Raw genomic sequence first — 18,881 nt, 5'->3', positions numbered from 1 at the left:
TCCGTAAGAACACTAACACCTGAAGCTAGCGCGTCTACCAATTCCGCCACCATCGCGTACCGGAAACATGACTTTTTGATGCAACCACGGAGGCGAATTCTAGAGATTTTCACGTTCAGGTCAATACTTATTTCCCCTAAGCGGGACGTTTGCTGTAAAAAGCATCATATGTTGTTCAATTGATTTGATTTTTGAGGTGTTTTTCGTTTTATCCGCTGAACAACATCTTTCACCGCGTCCCGCTCGGCGGTGGCGGGTAATGGGCAAATAGCGCGATCAGCCAGTCAATCAGCACTCTGACTCTGGGGGCGAGAAATCGCCCTGGTGGAAACATAATAAACAGTGGCATAGCAGGCGGTGGGCTGTGGGGTAACACCTCAATCAGCTCCCCTTGCGCTAATTGACTCTGGATACCCTGTGTTGGCGCTTGAATCAGCCCCAAGCCCGCCACCCCTGCGGCAATATAGGCATCCGCGCCATTAACACTCAAGATGCTGGGCAATACCCGCGTTTCAACCCGCCCTTGATAAGCAAATTCTAAGGGGTAATCACGAAGAGTCAGCTGTGAGAAATATCCCACCGCTTGATGCCCAGCCAAATCGTCCAGTGATGTCGGCACGCCATATTTCGCCAAATAAGCCGGTGATGCGCAGGTGATCTGTGGCTGCTGGCCAATATTGCGCACTGCTAATTGTTCATCGTGGGGCAACCAGGCGCGCAATACGCAATCTACCCCTTCGCGCATCAGATCAATAGTGCTGTCATTGGCACCAAGAATCAGTGTGATATGGGGATAGCGCTGATAAAAGTCACTCAGTGCCGGGATCACAACATTGCGGGCCAGTGAGTGGGGCATATCGATGCGAACTTTCCCCTCAGGTTGCAGCCGTTGGTGGCTAAAGAGTGAGTCCGCTTCTTCAAACGCCGACAGCAATTGTAGGCAGCGCTGGTAGTAGAGCGTGCCTTCGGCGGTGATATTCACCTGGCGGGTGGTGCGTACCAGTAAGCGCACGCCTAGCCGCTGCTCCAGCCGTTTTAAGGTGTGGCTGACTGTAGCACGTGGCAGTTGCAGTTTTTCTGCGGCACGGCTGAAACTGCCCAACTCAACAATACGGACAAAAATCCGCATGGCTTGAATTTGATCCATGATTACGTCCGCCTATTGTTGGTGTTTTTTGAACAGTGATGAGTAATCTGCATTATTTATCTTTCCTCGCGAAACAACCACACTTTCTTCCGACATCACTAATGGGGAGTATCACAATGCAACAACGTCAATTAGGTTTGAATGGTCCGCAAGTCTCGGCACTGGGCCTTGGCTGCATGGGAATGAGTGATTTTTACTCCACCAATCAGGACACCAACGAGTCCATTGCAACCCTCCATCGGGCGCTGGAGTTGGGGGTGACGATGCTCGATACCGCAGATATGTATGGCCCCTTTACCAATGAAGAGTTGGTGGGGCGGGCGATTAAGGGCAAGCGCGATCAGGTCTTTTTAGCCACCAAATTCGGCATTGTGCGCGATCCGGCAGATCCGACGGTACGTGGCGTCAGCAGCCGCCCTGACTACATTCGTCAGTCGGTCGATGGCAGTTTGAAGCGTCTGGGGGTTGAGGTGATTGACCTCTATTACCAGCATCGTGGTGATCCCACCGTGCCGGTTGAAGAGGTGATTGGCACACTGGCTGATTTGGTCACGGCGGGTAAAATCCGTTATATCGGTCTGAGCGAGGTTTCGGCGACTACTCTGGAGATAGCCCATCAGGTGCATCCGATTACTGCGGTGCAGAGTGAATACTCACTGTGGACGCGAGATGTGGAGACATCAGTGCTGGCGACCTGCGAACGATTAGGTGTTGGGTTTGTTGCCTATAGCCCACTTGGACGCGGTTTCTTGACTGGCGCGATCCGCAGCCCAGACGATTTGGCTGCCGATGATTTTCGCCGCCATAACCCGCGTTTTCAGGGCGATAACTTTGCACTGAATCTGGCACTGGCCGATAGCGTGACAAAAATGGCGCAAGATAAAGGGATTAAACCGTCGCAACTGGCGTTGGCGTGGGTATTGGCACAGGGGAAACACATTGTACCGATCCCTGGCACTAAACGTCGCCGCTATTTGGAAGAGAATCTGGCGGCATTAGAGGTGGTACTCAGCTCGCAAGAGTTGGCAGCACTGGATGCGGTGTTCCCATTCCATGCCGCAGCAGGTGAACGCTACGGCGCGGAAGGGATGGTCTATCTTAACGCCTGATCTTAACGTTTTTTCTTAGCGTCTCGTGGCGCGCGGCCGACGGTTGCCTGATACACCTTAAAGCGGCCATTCTGCGCCAGTACTTCATGGCTGCCAAATGCGGCATCCAGCAGGGCAGGATAAGGCAAGAAGGAGTTCGCCACGATACGCAATTTACCGCCGACATGCAGATGCGCGGTCGCACCACGGATCAGCATTTCAGCCGCTGTTAGGCTAGTTTGAATCCCATCATGGAAAGGTGGGTTCGAAATAATCATCTCGAAACGGCCTTTGATGTCGGAATAGACATTGCTGGCAATCACTTGCGCATCAATATTATTCGCCGCCAGTGTTGCCCGGCTGGCTTCGATAGCTGCCGCAGAGACATCACTCAGGGTCCATTTGATTTTTGGCGATTGTTGCGCCAAAACCGAGGCCAGGACACCGGCACCACAACCAACATCCAGCACGCTGCCTTTAAATGGCTCGCTGAATGTGGAGAGCAACAGATGGCTGCCTGAATCCAGCGAATCACGGCTGAACACACCCGGCAAGGTTTTCACTGTCACATCACCCACCTGATAACTCTCCCACCAGTCATCGGCATCAAATTCTGGCTGTTTGTCCAGGCGGCCATGGTACAAGCCACAACGGCGAGCACTGTCTATCTTGGTCAACTGCGCGAAATCAGCGAGCATCTCTTCTGCGCTGCGTACGCCGCTGCGGTTTTCACCCACCACAAAAATATCGGTGCCGACCGGCAATAAGGAGAGCAGATTCGCCAATTGGAATTGGGCTTCTTGTTTGCTTTTTGGCCAGTAATAGACCAGCGTGTCGCAGGTCGCGACGATTTCAGGTGTCGCCAAAAGCCCGAATTGCACACTCTCTTCCAGCGTATTGCTCAGTAATTGCCAGTGGTGATATTGATTGGAGTGAACCCGTACCCCGGCGGCATCAAACTGCGTTGGCAGCGCATCTTGCAAGTCACCGGCAAACAACACGTGGCGGGCTATAAATTCATCACTATGGCGCAGTATCACTTCACTGGCTGGGGTTAATGCTGACATCAGTCTTTGGCTCCTCAATAATATAATCGGGGATTATAGAGGTTTGTTGGCTCAACCTCTATTTTTGTATTTTTTAGACAAAATAGAGGTGGTATTATAGCGACAAATTGTTGCATTTTGCGCTCTTGTGCCACATTATTGCGGGGTGTGTAATCTGTACATTAAATAGTGCATTTTACACGACAAAAAGTGCAGCTACGCACGTTAAAAATTGCGCAAAAAGGAGTAAAACTATGGCAATCAGTATTCGTCTGGATGAGGATTTTGTCACTGACGTTAAAATTCACGCCGAAGCATCAAGCCGCAGCGTGCCAAAGCAGATCGAACACTGGGCAAAAATTGGTCGTATCGCTGAGGATAACCCTGATCTGCCTTACAGCTTTATTCTGGAAACCTTACTGGCGAAGAGCGAAATCGAGAATATGAAGGTGTCACGTTATGTCAGAAGAACCAAGCGGTCGGAAGATTGATGTTTATGAAAGTGGCCGCTTCGCAAAAGCGCTGAGTAGGCTCTCTGAACAACAACTTATTGTGGTTGAAGATAACATTGAGCTCATTATTGCCAACCCCGAAATGGGTGAATTAAAGAAGGGTGACCTGAGCTATCTTCGGGTGCATAAGTTTCAACTCAATAATCAATTGATGCTGTTGGGCTACAGTTGGGTCGAGCAGAAAATTGAATTGTATCTTTTGAGTCTCAGTTCCCATGAAAATTTCTATCAGGAGCAAAAGCGCCTACGTAAAGCGGATCTGAAACTGATTAGCTAACTATATTTATCACCAATATGCCGAAGGTGAGCCTGATAAGTAGAGGTTTGTTGGCGCATGTTCGATGGGTTTGCTAGCATAGCGTCGAAATACGGGTCGCTCTGACAGGAAATGGCATGGCATCGAGACGAGACTTGCTGTTACAACAGCTTGGCATTACGCAGTGGACATTGCGCCGCCCAGCGGTCTTGCAGGGTGAAATTGCAGTGCGCTTACCCGAAGATACCCGCCTGCTGATCGTGGCAGATACGCTCCCTGAAGATGATGATCCGCTGTTGTGCGATGTATTGCGCAGCTTAGGGCTTACTCCTCGTCAGGCCTATGGGCTGACACCGGATCAGGTAGCCATGTTACCAGCGGATACGCAGTGCAACAGTTGGCGGCTGGGCATCAGTGAACCACTCGTGGTCGCGGGTATACAATTACACAGCCCGGCATTGGCCGGCCTTTATCAAGACGCGAGCGCGAAGCGCGCACTTTGGCAGCAGATTTGTCACCATGAAGCAGATTTCTATCCTGACGCCAGCCGATCTGGCCACAGCGTACCAAATTGAGCAAGCCAGCCACGCTTTCCCGTGGACGGAAAAAACCTTAGCCAGCAATCAGGGTGAGCGCTACCTCAATTTTAAATTGAGCGTCGACCAGAGAATGGTTGGTTTCGCCATTACCCAAATCGTATTGGATGAAGCAACGCTGTTTAATATCGCCATTGATCCACAGTATCAGCGTCAGGGCTATGGACGCCTACTGCTTGAACATCTGATTACCCAGTTGGAAACGCGCGATATCGTCACACTCTGGCTTGAAGTTCGGGCCTCAAACGCCGGCGCTATTGCCCTGTATGAGAGTCTGGGTTTTAACGAGGTCTCGGTGCGCCGCAACTACTACCCGAGTGCTGATGGGCGTGAAGATGCCATTATGATGGCGTTACCCATGGGATAGCACTGTTTTGCCGATGGTTTGTCTTGAATAACTGATGGTTTGTCTTGAATAACCGCTGGTTTGTCTTGAATAAATTGTCTATCTCGCATAAATCAGGGAAAATACCGCGCTATAACCACTTATACCCCAAGTGATGGGTGTTGCCGCTAAGTAGGCAGCAACGTCAAATAAGCGGGGTATAGCGCCATAATTCAATGCCTTGCTTTGCCTGACTGGCACATCAATAGGATGTGCGGCCCAGAGCAGGGCGGCCTAAAAGTAGAAATTTCAAACTATGTCTCCAAGTGAATATGCACTGGAAGTGGCGAAACGACGTACTTTCGCCATTATTTCCCACCCCGATGCCGGTAAAACCACCATTACCGAAAAAGTGTTGCTGTTTGGACACGCAATCCAGACCGCCGGTACGGTAAAAGGCCGTGGCTCAAGCCATCATGCCAAATCTGACTGGATGGAGATGGAAAAGCAGCGCGGTATCTCCATCACCACTTCTGTGATGCAGTTCCCGTACGGCGGTTGCCTGGTTAACTTGCTCGACACCCCAGGGCATGAAGACTTCTCCGAAGATACTTATCGTACTCTGACCGCGGTCGACTGCTGCTTGATGGTGATTGATGCGGCTAAAGGGGTTGAAGACCGGACGCGCAAACTGATGGAAGTTACTCGTCTGCGTGATACGCCGATCCTGACCTTTATGAACAAGTTGGACCGCGAGATCCGTGATCCGATGGAAGTGCTGGATGAAGTGGAGCGTGAGCTGAAAATTGCTTGCTCGCCAATCACCTGGCCAATTAGCTGTGGTAAGTCGTTTAAAGGGGTTTACCACCTTTATAAAGATGAAACTTACCTGTATCAGACCGGCAAAGGCCACACCATTCAGGAAGTGCGCATGATTAAAGGGCTAAATAACCCGGATCTGGATGTTGCGGTGGGCGAAGATATCGCCAGGCAGTTCCGTCTGGAGCTGGAGCTGGTTCAAGGCGCTTCCCATGAGTTTGATCATGAAGCTTTCCTGTCGGGTGACTTAACGCCGGTCTTCTTTGGTACTGCGCTGGGTAACTTTGGTGTCGACCACATGCTGGATGGTTTGGTCAAATGGGCACCAGCCCCGATGCCACGTAAAACCGACACGCGGGTCGTGGTCGCAGCTGAAGAGAAATTCACCGGTTTTGTATTCAAGATCCAGGCCAATATGGATCCGAAACACCGTGACCGCGTTGCTTTTATGCGTGTAGTTTCAGGTCGTTACGAGAAAGGCATGAAGCTGCGCCAGGTGCGCACCAAGAAAGATGTGGTGATCTCCGATGCGCTGACCTTTATGGCCGGTGACCGCTCGCACATTGAAGAAGCCTATGCCGGCGACATTATCGGCCTGCATAACCATGGCACGATCCAAATCGGCGATACCTTCACCCAAGGTGAAGATATGAAGTTCACCGGTATTCCTAACTTCGCCCCTGAACTGTTCCGCCGCATTCGTCTGCGCGACCCATTGAAGCAAAAACAGCTGCTGAAAGGTTTGGTTCAGCTGTCAGAAGAGGGCGCGGTGCAGGTGTTCCGCCCATTGACTAACAACGACTTGATTGTCGGCGCGGTCGGTATTCTGCAATTTGAAGTGGTCTCTTCACGGCTGAAAAGCGAATACAACGTGGAAGCGGTATATGAATCCGTTAACGTCTCAACTGCCCGCTGGGTTGAATGTGATGACGTGAAGAAATTCGAAGAGTTTAAACGTAAAAATGAAGTTAACCTGGCATTAGATGGCGGTGATAATTTGAGCTATATCGCCCCAACCATGGTCAATCTCAATATTACGCAAGAGCGTTACCCAGAAGTCCGTTTCCGTAAAACTCGCGAGCATTAATCCCGCCACAAGCCGCACTCTATCGGGGTACAACCTACCCCGATTCATTAATTTACCTCATAATTATCTCTTTAAGATAACTCTGACTTAGTCATAAAAATCTGCCTTTAAGCCGATTCCGACTGTATTTCTCCCCAAATGCTCTATCTTTATAACTACGCGCAGACTGAGTCGCATTCACTTTGGGGCGACCAATCTGTAGTAATCGTAAAGTATTCATCAAATGGCTACCCCTCTGCGGTGGCATAAGAATCCGCAAATTGGGGGCGTTATAGCCAGTTTGGGGTTCAAAACAATAAATAAAGGAAGAAATCGATGAAAAACACAAAATTTGCCCGTTCAGTGATGGCTGTTGTTTTAGGTACTGCGCTTATCAGCGGCAGTGTGCTGGCCGAAGACACTATGCTCAATAAAGCCTCCAACGCTGTGGACAGTACCGGTGCCAAAATCGATAGCTCCATGAAGAAAGTGGATAACTACATGGGGGATAGCGCAGCAACGGCAAAAGTGAAAAGCGCGTTGCTGGAGGAGAAATCCCTCAAAAGTACTGATATTTCAGTCGAAACCAACCATGGCGTCGTGACGCTGAGTGGCTTCGTCACTTCTCAGGCAGAAGCTGAAACTGCCGTTGAGATTGCCGCAAACGTTGAAGGTGTTAAATCCGTTAGCGATAAGCTGCATGTAAAAGATCAAAAAACACAATCGGTCAGCGAATATGCTGGTGATGCTGCAACAACCAGCTCCATCAAGGCCAAATTACTGGCTGATGATATTGTCCCGTCACGTAAAATAAAAGTTGAAACCACCGAGGGTGTGGTGCAGTTGTCCGGTACTGTTGAGAATAAAGCCCAGTCCGAACGTGCTGAAAGTATCGCTAAAGCGGTAGATGGTGTGAAAAGTGTTAAAAATGATCTGAGCATCAAGCCTTAATTGTTATCCGACTGACGGGTGTTTCGTGGGTTATTGATAAGCCCACGGAATATTTATTAAAACGGTAAGGAGAAGCTTATGTTTCGCTGGGGCATCATATTTCTGATTATTGCATTAATCGCTGCGGCATTAGGTTTTGGCGGGCTGGCCGGTACGGCAGCCTGGGCGGCGAAAGTCGTCTTCGTCGTCGGTATTGTGCTATTTCTCATCAGTTTGTTTACAGGACGTAAGCGCCTTTAGTATGGCGAGAGGGTTACAGCAAAGGTGAAGAAGGGGTATCCTCGACACCTGTTGTAGCGGAATTAAGGATGGATGGTGGGATACAGAATACCTATCACGCTCGGTAATATTGAGCCACTCGCCTATAAACCATATCAACCCGGTAAAATGGCGTTGGTGTGCGAGGGGGGCGGGCAGCGGGGAATTTTTACAGCCGGTGTGCTGGATGAGTTCCAGCGCGCCCGCTTTAACCCTTTTGATCTGATGATTGGCACATCCGCTGGCGCACAAAATCTCTCTGCTTTTATCTGCGGTCAACCCGGCTATGCTCGTCGCGTCATTACCCGTTATACCACAACCGCTAACTTCTTCAATCCATTACGTTTTGTCCGTGGTGGGCACTTAATTGATCTCGACTGGCTGGTGGATATCACTTCACAGCAACTGCCGCTGGCACTCGATCACGCCGAACAGCACCTGATTAATGGTCGCGAATTCTTAATGTGTGCCTGCCGTAGTGATGATTTCGAGCCAACCTATATCGCCCCAAACCGTGAAAGCTGGCTGCCAGCGCTTAAAGCCTCCAGTGCTATTCCCGGTTTTTATCGTCAGGGCGTTGAGTTGGATGGCATAAGTTATCAGGATGGTGGCATCAGCGATGCAATTCCGGTTGAAGAAGCTTACCGCCGTGGCGCGGATACTATCGTGGTTATCCGAACCGTCCCTTCGCAGGCTTACTGTACGCCGCAATGGATGAAGCGAATGGAGCACCTGCTGAGTGAGAGCAGCTTGCAGCAATTGGTGCGGATCATGCAGCAGCATGAACAGAGTTATCATCGTATTCAGCAATTCATTGAAAAACCGCCGGGTGACCTGCGGATTTTCGAGATTTTCCCGCCCAAACCCCTTGCCAGTAATGCGCTGGGGAGTCGTGTGGCAGCACTGAATCAAGATTACCATTTGGGCCGCCGCTGTGGCCGCTATTTCCTGGCTACCGTCGGGCATTGGCTCTTGCCCCGTGACGAGCAGTATCAAGGCGAAATGAGTGGCGAGAAAACCGCGCTCCCTCTCTCCCGCCGTATGATCCAGCCACAAAATATTAACCAGCTAGATGATATGGCTGAGTTAATTGATGACGATGATTTTTCATTTGATGTTATTCAAACGCCGGATATCATCACGCCAGTCGACTCAGTTGCCGTGGCAAATCAACATCTTCCGGCTCAGATGATAGTGGCAGACAGTGGGCTGATTGTGCCAACCACGGCGCGCAGTAAAAGCAAAAATAAGCCCTTGGCGGGTGAGATTATTTCGCCTGCGAGCGCGGCAAAAAACAAAGGTGATACGGCCTAATGGCACTGATAGCGGGGCTGACGCCCTCATTTATTGATCCCCCCTATTTTGTTGACACCCACTGTCACTTTGACTTTCCACCGTTTAGTGGTGAGGAGGTCGCCAGTTTAGCGAGCGCTGCGCAGGCGAATGTCAGACAACTGGTTGTCCCTGCCGTCAGTGCGGCTTACTTCCCCCGTATTTTAGCTTTGGCTGAGCGCTATCCGCCGCTGTTTGCCGCGCTGGGTATGCACCCGCTCTATATTGCTGAGCACCAAGAGGCAGATTTAGCGACGCTGGCCTCTTATTTGGCGAATAGATCTGAAAAATTGGTGGCGGTGGGGGAGATTGGTCTGGATCTCTATATGGATGAGCCACAGTTGCCACGGCAATTGGCGCTATTACAGGCTCAGCTTAAGCTGGCTAAACAGCATGATCTCCCGGTTATTTTGCACTCCCGCCGCTCTCATGATCAGCTGGCTGCTGCACTGCGCAAAGCTGCATTGCCGCGCACCGGTGTGGTGCATGGCTTTGCTGGCAGCTTAGCGCAGGCGCAGGCATTCATTCGTTTAGGTTATTATATTGGCGTTGGTGGAACCATCACCTATGAGCGGGCGCAGAAAACCCGCAAGGTGATGGCGGCACTACCGCTCTCTGCTCTGTTACTGGAAACTGACGCGCCGGACATGCCATTGGCTGGTTTTCAAGGCCAACCCAATCGGCCCGAACGTGCTGCGCATGTGTTCGCGGCTTTGTGTGAATTGCGCTCAGAAGCGCCGCAAGAGATAGCCGCCCATCTGCTGGCGAATAGTCAGCGCTTATTCCGCTTACCCCCTGCGGATAAACTTCCGCGATAACCCCATCCCCCTCGATTGCACATGAAAATCTAACTAATAGTTAGCGTGCTATTTCTTTTGTTATGATTTTTCTGTGACTGCTATCACAATAAATATCTAACAGTTGCTCTGAGTTGTGTTTATTTGTGACAGAGATTGTTTGATAGCTCGCGCTTGTCGGTATAATCCTGCCCATATTATTTTCATACAAATCATTAACAGGATTATATTCATGCTTATGAGCTTGGTCGGGATGGCAGTACTGATATTAATAGCCGTACTTCTCTCCAGTAATTTTAGGGCGATTAATATCCGTACTGTAGTGGGGGCCTTTATTCTCCAAGTGGGCGTCGGGGCACTGGTATTATATGTGCCGATTGGGCGTCGTATCCTGGGCGGGATGTCTGAAGGTGTGGCGAACGTTATCGCTTACGGTAATAGCGGTATTTCATTTATGTTTGGCGGTTTGGTTTCCGACAAAATGTTTGAAGTCTTTGGCGGTGGTGGTTTTGTCTTCGCCCTGCGAGTATTGCCGGTTATTGTCTTCTTCTCCTCATTAATCGCGGTTTTGTATTATCTCGGCATTATGCAAATCGTGATTAAGGTATTAGGCGGCGGTTTACAAAAACTGCTCGGCACCTCGCGTACCGAATCCCTCTCCGCGACCGCCAACATTTTTGTCGGGCAAACGGAAGCCCCACTAGTCGTACGCCCTTATATTGCCACCATGACTCAATCAGAACTGTTTGCTGTGATGTGTGGTGGTTTAGCTTCGGTCGCCGGTTCAGTTTTGGCCGGTTACGCGCAGATGGGGGTGCCGTTGGAATATCTGATCGCCGCCTCCTTTATGGCGGCTCCGGGTGGGCTGCTCTTTGCTAAATTGATGGTGCCAGAAACGGAAAAAACCCACGATACCGTCGATGCCGCCACCCTGATTGCTGAAGATGACCGACCAGCTAACGTGATTGATGCTGCGGCTTCCGGTGCTGCCTCTGGCCTACAATTGGCGCTGAATGTCGGTGCAATGTTGCTGGCTTTCATCGCATTGATTGCATTGCTGAATGGTATTTTGGGCGGAATTGGCGGCTGGTTCGACTACCCACAACTCTCGCTAGAGCTGATTCTGGGCTGGGTGTTCTCCCCAATCGCTTACCTGATTGGTGTGCCGTGGAGTGAAGCGATGGTCGCTGGCTCCTTTATCGGCCAGAAAATCATCGTCAACGAATTCGTGGCGTTTATGAATTTCGGCCAATATCTACAGGCAGAAGAGTTAGTTAAAGCCGCTGGTTTGCAGGTACTTTCTGATCACACGAAAGCGATTATCTCCTTCGCGCTCTGTGGTTTTGCCAACTTGTCATCGGTCGCCATCTTACTGGGTGGGCTGGGCAGCATGGCACCGAATCGCCGCCATGATATCGCGCGATTTGGTCTGAAAGCGGTTGCAGCTGGGACGCTGTCGAACTTGATGAGTGCTACCATCGCCGGCTTCTTCTTAGCCCTGTAATTAGGTTAGCTAACCCTATTTCTGCCCATAAGCTATTCTTGATGCGAGTGGGCATAATAGTGTTGGTAAGCCATAAATCAGGTTATTTTGTGATGTTAATCACATATAATACTGGCGCGTTACAAATTACTATTGATTAGTGTGAAATTGAACACATCTCAGGTGTTGATAACGTGTTCAAATAGCATGATTAACTTTTCTGAGTGAGAGCTGCAAATATTGCGGCAACTTCCAGTAAGAAGAGTATTGCGGTGAGAAGGATCTCAATTGCAACCTAGGGGATTACCCATGGGGCTTTCTTCAAGGAACCAAGTCCGCTCGCCAACGTCTTGAGTTCAAAGCCAGAGATATCAATACACTCTCTGGTTCACTCATAAATAAATGCTCAGTTCTGGCAAGATGCCGGGGCTGAAATAGTGTTGGAGAGTATTATGACCGAATTAACCGCCTGCGCGAATCTGCACGATTATGCCAAACGCGCGCTGAGTTTGATGGATTTAACCACCCTGAATGACGACGACACCGATGATAAAGTTATCGCGTTGTGTCATCAGGCAAAAAGCCCTGCCGGTAATACGGCGGCAATTTGTATTTATCCTCGCTTTATTCCTATTGCGCGTAAAACATTGCGCGAGCAAGGTACACCTGAAATTCGCATTGCGACTGTGACTAACTTCCCACATGGCAATGACGATATTGCCATTGCTCTGGCCGAAACCCGTGCTGCCATTGCTTACGGTGCTGATGAAGTTGATGTGGTGTTCCCTTACCGCGCCTTAATGGCGGGTAATGATAAGGTCGGTTTCGAATTAGTGAAACAGTGCAAAGAAGCTTGCGCTGCCGCAAATGTATTGCTGAAAGTCATTATCGAAACAGGGGAGTTAAAGCAAGAGCATTTGATTCGCCAGGCCTCTGAAATTGCCATCAAAGCAGGCGCTGACTTTATCAAAACCTCCACCGGTAAAGTGCCGGTGAATGCCACATTGGAGAGTGCGGGCATTATGATGCGCACCATTCGCGATTTTGGGGTGGGTAAAACCGTGGGCTTCAAGCCAGCGGGCGGTGTCCGCACCGCTGAAGATGCCGCGCAGTTCCTACAACTGGCCGATCAATTGATGGGTGAAGGCTGGGCAGATCCTCGCCACTTCCGCTTTGGGGCGTCCAGTCTGTTAGCCAGCTTATTAACAACTCTGGGTCATCAGAGCGATAGCAAAAGCAGCGGCTATTAACCGTCTGCGCTGATTTGAATTTAGCCAATAACTGAATTTAGCAGATGCACTGCGGGCCAATTTGCTCGCAGTGCGGCTTTCATTCCATAAACAGGGGGATGCCTTGTTTCTCGCACAAGAAATTATTCGTAAAAAACGCGACGGTCAGCCACTAAGCGAAGAAGAAATTCGCTTCTTTATCAATGGTATTCGCGATAATGTGGTTTCCGAAGGGCAGATTGCTGCTTTGGCGATGACCATTTACTTTCATGATATGAGTATGCCTGAACGTGTGGCGCTCACCATGGCGATGCGTGATTCAGGCACGGTACTCAACTGGAAGAGCCTGAATCTCAATGGCCCAATTGTGGATAAACACTCCACGGGCGGTGTAGGTGATGTGACATCACTGATGCTTGGCCCAATGGTCGCCGCCTGTGGTGGTTATGTGCCGATGATTTCAGGCCGTGGTTTGGGGCATACCGGTGGCACACTGGATAAACTGGAAGCCATTCCCGGTTTTGATATTTTCCCCGATGATAGTGCGTTTCGCAAAATCATTCAGGATGTCGGCGTGGCAATTATCGGCCAAACCAGCTCGCTGGCACCGGCGGATAAGCGCTTTTATGCCACCCGTGATATCACCGCGACAGTGGACTCTATTCCGCTGATTACCGCCTCTATTCTAGCCAAGAAACTGGCGGAAGGGTTGGATGCGTTAGTGATGGACGTTAAAGTCGGCTCCGGCGCATTTATGCCAACGTATCAGCTATCCTCTGATTTGGCACAGGCGATTGTCGGCGTCGCGAATGGTGCAGGTTGCAAAACCACGGCGCTACTGACTGACATGAATCAGGTCTTGGCCTCCAGCGCGGGTAATGGCGTTGAAGTGCGCGAAGCCGTGCGTTTCCTGACCGGCGAGTATCGCAACCCGCGCCTGCTGGAAGTGACCATGGCGCTGTGTGTGGAAATGCTGTTGTCCGGTGGCCTGGCGCAAGATGATGCCGATGCCAGAGCCAGGCTGCAAGCGGTGCTGGATAACGGCAAAGCGGCGGAACTCTTTGGTCGTATGGTGGCGGCGCAAAAAGGCCCCAGTGATTTCGTTGAGCGCTATGACAGTTATTTGCCGGTTGCCATGTTGAGTAAGCCGGTCTTTGCTGAGCGGCCGGGTATTATCACTGCCATGGATACACGTGCATTAGGTATGGCCGTGGTAGCCCTCGGTGGTGGTCGCCGTCGCGCCACAGATTCTATTGATTACAGTGTTGGTTTAACCGATATGGCCCGTTTGGGTACTCATGTTGATAGCCAGCAGCCATTAGCCGTGATTCATGCCAATAACGAAGATGATTGGCAGCAGGCGGCAGATGCCGTGCGCACGGCAATTACACTGGGTGACAAAGCAGCGGAAGAGACGCCCGTTATCTATCGCCGTATCACGGAATAATCGCCCCATTTTGATGATCCCCGCCAGGCGGGTGGATCTTTGCAGGAGAGAATAATGAAACGTACATTTATTATGGTTTTAGACTCGTTTGGTATTGGCGCGAGCGCAGATGCTAAAAAATTTGGTGACGAAGGGGCGGATACACTGGGCCACATCGCTGAAGCCTGTGCCCGTGGTGAAGCTAACGTGGGTCGTAGCGGCCCATTGACGCTGCCGAACCTGAGCCGTTTAGGGCTGTGTAAAGCGGCTGAAGAGTCGACCGGTAAATTCCCGATAGGGCTGGATAAAGATGCAGATATCATTGGCGCTTATGGTTATGCCAGCGAATTATCCTCCGGTAAAGACACGCCATCAGGCCACTGGGAAATTGCCGGTGTGCCGGTCTTGTTCGACTGGGGCTACTTCAGTGATGTCGAAAACAGCTTCCCGCAGGAGTTACTGGATAAGCTAGTCAAACGCGCCAACTTGCCGGGCTATCTGGGTAACTGCCACTCAAGCGGCACGGTTATCCTCGACCAACTGGGCGAAGAGCATATGAAAACCGGCAAGCCGATTTTCTACACCTCAGCTGACTCGGTGTTCCAGATTGCCTGCCATGAAGAGACATTTGGTCTGGATCGCCTGTATGAGCTGTGCGAAATTGCCCGCGAAGAGCTGACCGAAGGCGGCTACAATATTGGCCGTGTGATTGCACGTCCATTCATCGGCGATAAGCCGGGTAACTTCCAGCGCACCGGCAACCGCCATGATTTGGCCGTTGAACCGCCAGCACCAACCATGCTAAAAAAACTGGTGGATGAGAAGGGCGGTGAAGTGGTTTCTATTGGTAAAATCGCCGATATCTACGCCCATGTGGGCATCACGCAAAAAGTGAAAGCCACGGGTCTGGATGCGCTGTTTGATGCCACCATTGAAGAGATGAAAAAAGCGGGTGATAACACCATCGTGTTCACCAACTTTGTTGATTTTGACTCTTCATACGGCCATCGCCGTGATGTTGCTGGCTATGCCGCTGCACTGGAACTGTTTGACCGCCGCCTGCCAGAATTGCTGGCGCTGGTGAAAGACGATGACATTATGATCCTGACCGCTGACCACGGCTGTGACCCAACCTGGCCAGGCACCGACCATACCCGTGAGCATATTCCGGTGTTGGTTTATGGCCCAAAAGTGAAGCCGGGGTCACTGGGGCACCGTGAAACCTTTGCTGATATTGGGCAGACGGTGGCGAAGTATTTCAACCTATCCCCAATGGATTACGGTAAGAGTATGCTTTAGGGCATGAAGCTAAGCTGAGCGTGTCATTTTGGGATTGGGCAGTGCTAAAAATCCTCACGTACTTCGTGTACGCTCCGGTTTTTGCGCGCTGGCCGCACCCAAACTGCCTGTGCTCATCTACGCTCGTGATACCAAAGTTTTTCCGAACTGCACAAAGTAGTTAAAATTTGAAAACGGTTTGGTAATACAAAATTTAATTATCTGATTTTTAAGGAAAGTGATTATGGCAACGCCACATATTAATGCTGAAATGGGTGATTTCGCTGACGTTGTACTGATGCCAGGGGATCCGCTGCGTGCGAAGTTTATCGCAGAAACCTTCCTGCAAGATGTGAAGCAAGTGAATGACGTGCGTGGCATGTTGGGCTTCACTGGCACTTATAAAGGCCGTAAAATCTCGGTGATGGGCCACGGGATGGGCATCCCATCCTGCTCCATTTATGCAAAAGAGTTGATCACCGATTTTGGCGTAAAGAAAATTATCCGTGTGGGTTCATGCGGCGCGGTACGTGCTGACGTTAAGTTGCGCGATGTGGTTATTGGTATGGGGGCTTGCACCGACTCCAAAGTAAACCGTCTGCGCTTTAAAGATCACGACTACGCAGCGATTGCTGATTTCGAAATGACCCGCAATGCCGTTGATGCTGCCAAAGCAAAAGGCATTGATGTGCGTGTGGGTAACATCTTCTCTGCTGATCTGTTCTACACGCCAGATCCGCAAATGTTTGATGTTATGGAGAAATACGGCATTCTGGGCGTGGAGATGGAAGCCGCAGGTATCTATGGTGTGGCTGCTGAATTCGGCGCGAAAGCCCTGACTATCTGTACCGTGTCTGACCATATCCGTACCGGAGAGCAAACCACCGCCGCCGAACGCCAGACCACGTTCAATGACATGATTGAGATTGCATTGGAATCCGTGTTGTTGGGCGACAAAGCTTAACACTCGTACTGCGTTTTCTATTCAGCAGTAGGCTTTTCTGCTGCTGAATCTATTCATAAAAACTATTGTTAAAAATAAAATTATTTATACATCAGTTAATTAGCGCTATAAATTCATTCAATCTTCTATTCATCTTTCTATTCAATAATCTATTCATATGCTCTCTCTGGAAGCGCTATTACGTCAAGGGCCAGCAACGGCGTCCTATTGCCGGAGATTGCACAGAAGAGGGGCGATTTCCCCTGTATCGTGTTGACGAGCGAGGCCATGCTGCTCATTTCGCAACACTATATCTTACCCATCCAGCCGAGATGTGCTGTGTGCATCAATTGGAATTTGATACTTGGCAGCAATTTGATAGCTTGCCTTGGTATTTGACCGATATGCGCCCTCAGGGATTTCTCGGGCGAATTTGGGGAAAGTCAGTCGCAACTAAATTGCAGCTCACGGATGATATCCGCTTGTGGAGTGAAGATCATATTTTACTTGCACTGTCCCGTCAGGCGGATGATATGAATGGCAATCTATTGATTGGAGAGCAAAGCTATCAAAATTGGCTAGCGGCCCCTGATGCAATACCGATTGAGCCAGCGAATAAGTTAGCTCGTTACACCGAATTGTCCCAAATGGCACTCGCCGGTGAAATGGTGGGGTCTTCTGCGGGGGGGAAACAACCCAAATTTACCTGTTATGCCGGATACACAGAACAACCACCGGCGTATGTTATTGTTAAATTTACCGCCACACAGGATAACCCTAACTCACAACGCTGGGCGGACCTGCTCATTGCCGAGTCTCTGGTGCTGAATATATTAAAGGGTGCCGACTACCCGGCATCCGCCACCCATATCTTGCAAAATCAGGATCGGCAAATCTTCCTTGAGGTTGAACGTTTTGACCGATATGGGCCGCGTGGCCGCGTTGGTATGGTGTCTTTGGAAGCCGTGAATGCTGAATTTGTCGGTATGCCAGTGGCCAGTTGGCCAAAAGTTTGCCGCGAACTGGCGGCAAAAGGCTTACTGAGTTCCGCCCAACTTGAGCAAGTGCACTTAATCTGGGCTTTCGGGATATTGATTGCGAATACAGACATGCATCATGGAAATTTATCATTCTTGTATCCCGAAAATAGGCCTTTATCTCTTGCCCCCATTTACGACATGCTGCCAATGGCTTTTGCTCCGTCAAATACGGGGAATATGCGACATACAGCACCCGATATAACGTTATCTATTGATATAAGCCGGGAGCATTGGTTGCTGGCGCAAGAGTTAGCACTGCAATTCTGGCAAAAAGTGGGGGCACACTCAGCTATCAGTAGCGGCTTTAAAGTGATAGCCAGTCAGATGCAGGAAAAGATAGCTTCACTGACCCCTGTCATTGAGCGCATGGCATAATCTGCTCGCTCTTGTTGTCGCCGCTTTGTTTGCGGCACTACTTCTCGCCAGGTTTTTTGTCTGACTCCGGCACCTCATCTTCACTTTCATCCTCTTTCACCGGCGTATTGGCGGTTAGCAGATAGGGCGATTGCTGCCAGCGGCTGCGGCGGCCTTGCAACAGGGTGCGTGCCAGAATAATGCCCACTGCCAGCGCGACCAATATCATCAGGCGCAGTAAATTGGTGGTATTATCCACCTGCTTGGATTCGGTCGCCAGCACATGGGTGTCCAGCGTCATACGCAGAAATCCACTTGGCCCGCTTTTGCCGGGGATAAGCTCAACAATCTGGTGGTTAAAATAGCTACCGGGGCGTTTACCATCTAAAGCTAGCCGATCACGAACTTTTACGTTCTCACCGGCGGCGGCCACGAGTGTACCGTCAATCTGATAGACACTGGCATCCAGGATGCGGCTTGATTGCGTCAGTTGCTGGAGGATGGCATCGACTTTCTGGCTGTCGATATCGTCATCACCGCTGTCCATGATAGGTGACAGGCTGAAAGTGACTTGTTTCGCCAATGTTTTCGCCAGCTCTTCAACTTGTTCCGAACGTGCCAGTTGATGACTGAGGCTGAAATAGGATGCACCTTGCATTAGCAAGACTAACAATGCCAGACAAATCAGTACAATGGTGGTCCGGTGCAGTCGAAATTTTAATTTAGCCTTGGCCATGCAGGTTCCTTGCCGAATTCGGTGACTTTATACCCGTCATCCTTCAAGTTGCAGGTGTGTTGACGGCCCTCGTTCACCCCAGTCACTTACTGATGTAAGCTCTTGGGGACTCGCTCAGTTGCCGCCTTCCTGCAACTCGAATTATTTAGGGTATATGTTGCCAGAAGCAAGGGCGATAGGATAGCTTGATGCGTTGTTT

19 protein-coding genes are annotated in these 18,881 nt (G+C 50.3%); 16 read left to right on the top strand and 3 right to left on the bottom strand.

The features are described 5' to 3' along the window. Nucleotides 1-229: 229 nt before the first annotated feature. On the bottom strand, nt 230-1,147 hold the full coding sequence (locus AACW11_RS17895; protein WP_212585013.1) for a LysR family transcriptional regulator: 918 nt from the start codon (nt 1,145-1,147) through the stop codon (nt 230-232). Between the two features lie 116 nt (nt 1,148-1,263). Between AACW11_RS17895 and AACW11_RS17890 the strand changes: the two genes are divergently transcribed. After that, entirely contained in the window at nt 1,264-2,256 is a 993-nt protein-coding gene (locus tag AACW11_RS17890) for an aldo/keto reductase (protein WP_212585012.1), read from the top strand. 2 nt (nt 2,257-2,258) lie between these two features. Here the strand turns inward: AACW11_RS17890 and rsmC are convergent, their stop codons facing one another. Next, nucleotides 2,259-3,302, bottom strand: coding sequence for a 16S rRNA (guanine(1207)-N(2))-methyltransferase RsmC (gene rsmC, locus AACW11_RS17885; RefSeq protein WP_049599875.1), 1,044 nt, complete (start codon nt 3,300-3,302; stop codon nt 2,259-2,261). A 233-nt stretch (nt 3,303-3,535) separates the two neighbouring features. Between rsmC and AACW11_RS17880 the strand changes: the two genes are divergently transcribed. The 15 genes from AACW11_RS17880 (at nt 3,536) to yjjJ (ending at nt 17,967) form a co-directional block, all read left to right on the top strand. Continuing rightward, nucleotides 3,536-3,772 (top strand): TA system antitoxin ParD family protein, encoded by a 237-nt coding sequence (locus AACW11_RS17880; RefSeq protein ID WP_212585011.1) that lies wholly within the window; start codon nt 3,536-3,538, stop codon nt 3,770-3,772. Further along, nucleotides 3,741-4,070, top strand: coding sequence for a type II toxin-antitoxin system RelE/ParE family toxin (locus tag AACW11_RS17875; protein ID WP_212585010.1), 330 nt, complete (start codon nt 3,741-3,743; stop codon nt 4,068-4,070). The genes AACW11_RS17880 and AACW11_RS17875 overlap by 32 nt, the downstream gene beginning before the upstream one ends. A gap of 116 nt (nt 4,071-4,186) precedes the next feature. Next, nucleotides 4,187-4,624: a DNA polymerase III subunit psi gene (locus tag AACW11_RS17870; protein ID WP_212585009.1), complete on the top strand. Its 438-nt coding sequence runs from the start codon at nt 4,187-4,189 to the stop codon at nt 4,622-4,624. After that, entirely contained in the window at nt 4,569-5,012 is a 444-nt protein-coding gene (gene rimI, locus AACW11_RS17865) for a ribosomal protein S18-alanine N-acetyltransferase (protein WP_212585008.1), read from the top strand. The genes AACW11_RS17870 and rimI overlap by 56 nt, the downstream gene beginning before the upstream one ends. A gap of 274 nt (nt 5,013-5,286) precedes the next feature. Next, nucleotides 5,287-6,876, top strand: coding sequence for a peptide chain release factor 3 (gene prfC, locus AACW11_RS17860; RefSeq protein WP_212585007.1), 1,590 nt, complete (start codon nt 5,287-5,289; stop codon nt 6,874-6,876). Between the two features lie 315 nt (nt 6,877-7,191). After that, nucleotides 7,192-7,806, top strand: coding sequence for a molecular chaperone OsmY (osmY, locus tag AACW11_RS17855; RefSeq protein WP_212585006.1), 615 nt, complete (start codon nt 7,192-7,194; stop codon nt 7,804-7,806). Between the two features lie 78 nt (nt 7,807-7,884). Further along, complete coding sequence (locus tag AACW11_RS17850) at nt 7,885-8,046, top strand: DUF1328 domain-containing protein (protein WP_004876076.1); 162 nt, start codon at nt 7,885-7,887, stop codon at nt 8,044-8,046. A gap of 72 nt (nt 8,047-8,118) precedes the next feature. Continuing rightward, nucleotides 8,119-9,378, top strand: a complete 1,260-nt coding sequence (locus AACW11_RS17845; RefSeq protein ID WP_212585005.1) for a patatin-like phospholipase family protein — start codon at nt 8,119-8,121, stop codon at nt 9,376-9,378. Next, nucleotides 9,378-10,214, top strand: coding sequence for a TatD family hydrolase (locus AACW11_RS17840; protein WP_212585004.1), 837 nt, complete (start codon nt 9,378-9,380; stop codon nt 10,212-10,214). Before AACW11_RS17845 ends, AACW11_RS17840 begins: the two co-directional genes overlap by 1 nt. A gap of 211 nt (nt 10,215-10,425) precedes the next feature. Then, entirely contained in the window at nt 10,426-11,697 is a 1,272-nt protein-coding gene (locus AACW11_RS17835; protein ID WP_212585003.1) for a NupC/NupG family nucleoside CNT transporter, read from the top strand. A 431-nt stretch (nt 11,698-12,128) separates the two neighbouring features. Further along, complete coding sequence (deoC, locus tag AACW11_RS17830; protein ID WP_212585002.1) at nt 12,129-12,926, top strand: deoxyribose-phosphate aldolase; 798 nt, start codon at nt 12,129-12,131, stop codon at nt 12,924-12,926. 103 nt (nt 12,927-13,029) lie between these two features. Continuing rightward, nucleotides 13,030-14,352 carry a thymidine phosphorylase gene (gene deoA, locus AACW11_RS17825; RefSeq protein WP_212585001.1) on the top strand — a complete coding sequence of 441 codons (1,323 nt, stop codon included), beginning with the start codon at nt 13,030-13,032 and terminating at the stop codon, nt 14,350-14,352. 54 nt (nt 14,353-14,406) lie between these two features. Further along, the gene (deoB, locus tag AACW11_RS17820) at nt 14,407-15,630 is read left to right on the top strand and encodes a phosphopentomutase (protein WP_212585000.1); all 1,224 of its coding nucleotides are present in this window, start codon (nt 14,407-14,409) and stop codon (nt 15,628-15,630) included. A gap of 223 nt (nt 15,631-15,853) precedes the next feature. Continuing rightward, a complete protein-coding gene (deoD, locus tag AACW11_RS17815; protein ID WP_032896373.1) occupies nt 15,854-16,573 on the top strand; it encodes a purine-nucleoside phosphorylase in 720 nt (239 codons plus the stop codon). Nucleotides 16,574-16,728: 155 nt separating this feature from the next. Next, a complete protein-coding gene (gene yjjJ / locus AACW11_RS17810; protein WP_445285830.1) occupies nt 16,729-17,967 on the top strand; it encodes a type II toxin-antitoxin system HipA family toxin YjjJ in 1,239 nt (412 codons plus the stop codon). Nucleotides 17,968-18,004: 37 nt separating this feature from the next. On the opposite strand, the gene AACW11_RS17805 is transcribed toward yjjJ, so the two are convergent. Continuing rightward, entirely contained in the window at nt 18,005-18,682 is a 678-nt protein-coding gene (locus tag AACW11_RS17805) for a YtjB family periplasmic protein (protein WP_212584999.1), read from the bottom strand. Nucleotides 18,683-18,881: the final 199 nt, after the last annotated feature.

The sequence above is a fragment of the Yersinia sp. Marseille-Q3913 genome (genome assembly GCF_963892745.1).
In the GTDB taxonomy this organism is placed as follows: domain Bacteria; phylum Pseudomonadota; class Gammaproteobacteria; order Enterobacterales; family Enterobacteriaceae; genus Yersinia; species Yersinia bercovieri.
This window is presented reverse-complemented; position numbering and strand designations above follow the sequence as displayed.

Bases quoted from the DNA above. Each gene is read 5' to 3' on its own strand.
- deoC (WP_212585002.1), top strand. From the start codon at position 12,129: ATGACCGAATTAACCGCCTGCGCGAATCTGCACGATTATGCCAAACGC.
- AACW11_RS17845 (WP_212585005.1), top strand. From the start codon at position 8,119: ATGGTGGGATACAGAATACCTATCACGCTCGGTAATATTGAGCCACTC.
- AACW11_RS17850 (WP_004876076.1), top strand. From the start codon at position 7,885: ATGTTTCGCTGGGGCATCATATTTCTGATTATTGCATTAATCGCTGCG.
- AACW11_RS17805 (WP_212584999.1), bottom strand. From the start codon at position 18,682: ATGGCCAAGGCTAAATTAAAATTTCGACTGCACCGGACCACCATTGTA.
- AACW11_RS17895 (WP_212585013.1), bottom strand. From the start codon at position 1,147: ATGGATCAAATTCAAGCCATGCGGATTTTTGTCCGTATTGTTGAGTTG.
- AACW11_RS17890 (WP_212585012.1), top strand. From the start codon at position 1,264: ATGCAACAACGTCAATTAGGTTTGAATGGTCCGCAAGTCTCGGCACTG.
- deoB (WP_212585000.1), top strand. From the start codon at position 14,407: ATGAAACGTACATTTATTATGGTTTTAGACTCGTTTGGTATTGGCGCG.
- prfC (WP_212585007.1), top strand. From the start codon at position 5,287: ATGTCTCCAAGTGAATATGCACTGGAAGTGGCGAAACGACGTACTTTC.
- AACW11_RS17875 (WP_212585010.1), top strand. From the start codon at position 3,741: ATGTCAGAAGAACCAAGCGGTCGGAAGATTGATGTTTATGAAAGTGGC.
- AACW11_RS17870 (WP_212585009.1), top strand. From the start codon at position 4,187: ATGGCATCGAGACGAGACTTGCTGTTACAACAGCTTGGCATTACGCAG.
- deoD (WP_032896373.1), top strand. From the start codon at position 15,854: ATGGCAACGCCACATATTAATGCTGAAATGGGTGATTTCGCTGACGTT.
- rsmC (WP_049599875.1), bottom strand. From the start codon at position 3,302: ATGTCAGCATTAACCCCAGCCAGTGAAGTGATACTGCGCCATAGTGAT.
- AACW11_RS17880 (WP_212585011.1), top strand. From the start codon at position 3,536: ATGGCAATCAGTATTCGTCTGGATGAGGATTTTGTCACTGACGTTAAA.
- AACW11_RS17840 (WP_212585004.1), top strand. From the start codon at position 9,378: ATGGCACTGATAGCGGGGCTGACGCCCTCATTTATTGATCCCCCCTAT.
- AACW11_RS17835 (WP_212585003.1), top strand. From the start codon at position 10,426: ATGCTTATGAGCTTGGTCGGGATGGCAGTACTGATATTAATAGCCGTA.
- osmY (WP_212585006.1), top strand. From the start codon at position 7,192: ATGAAAAACACAAAATTTGCCCGTTCAGTGATGGCTGTTGTTTTAGGT.
- rimI (WP_212585008.1), top strand. From the start codon at position 4,569: ATGAAGCAGATTTCTATCCTGACGCCAGCCGATCTGGCCACAGCGTAC.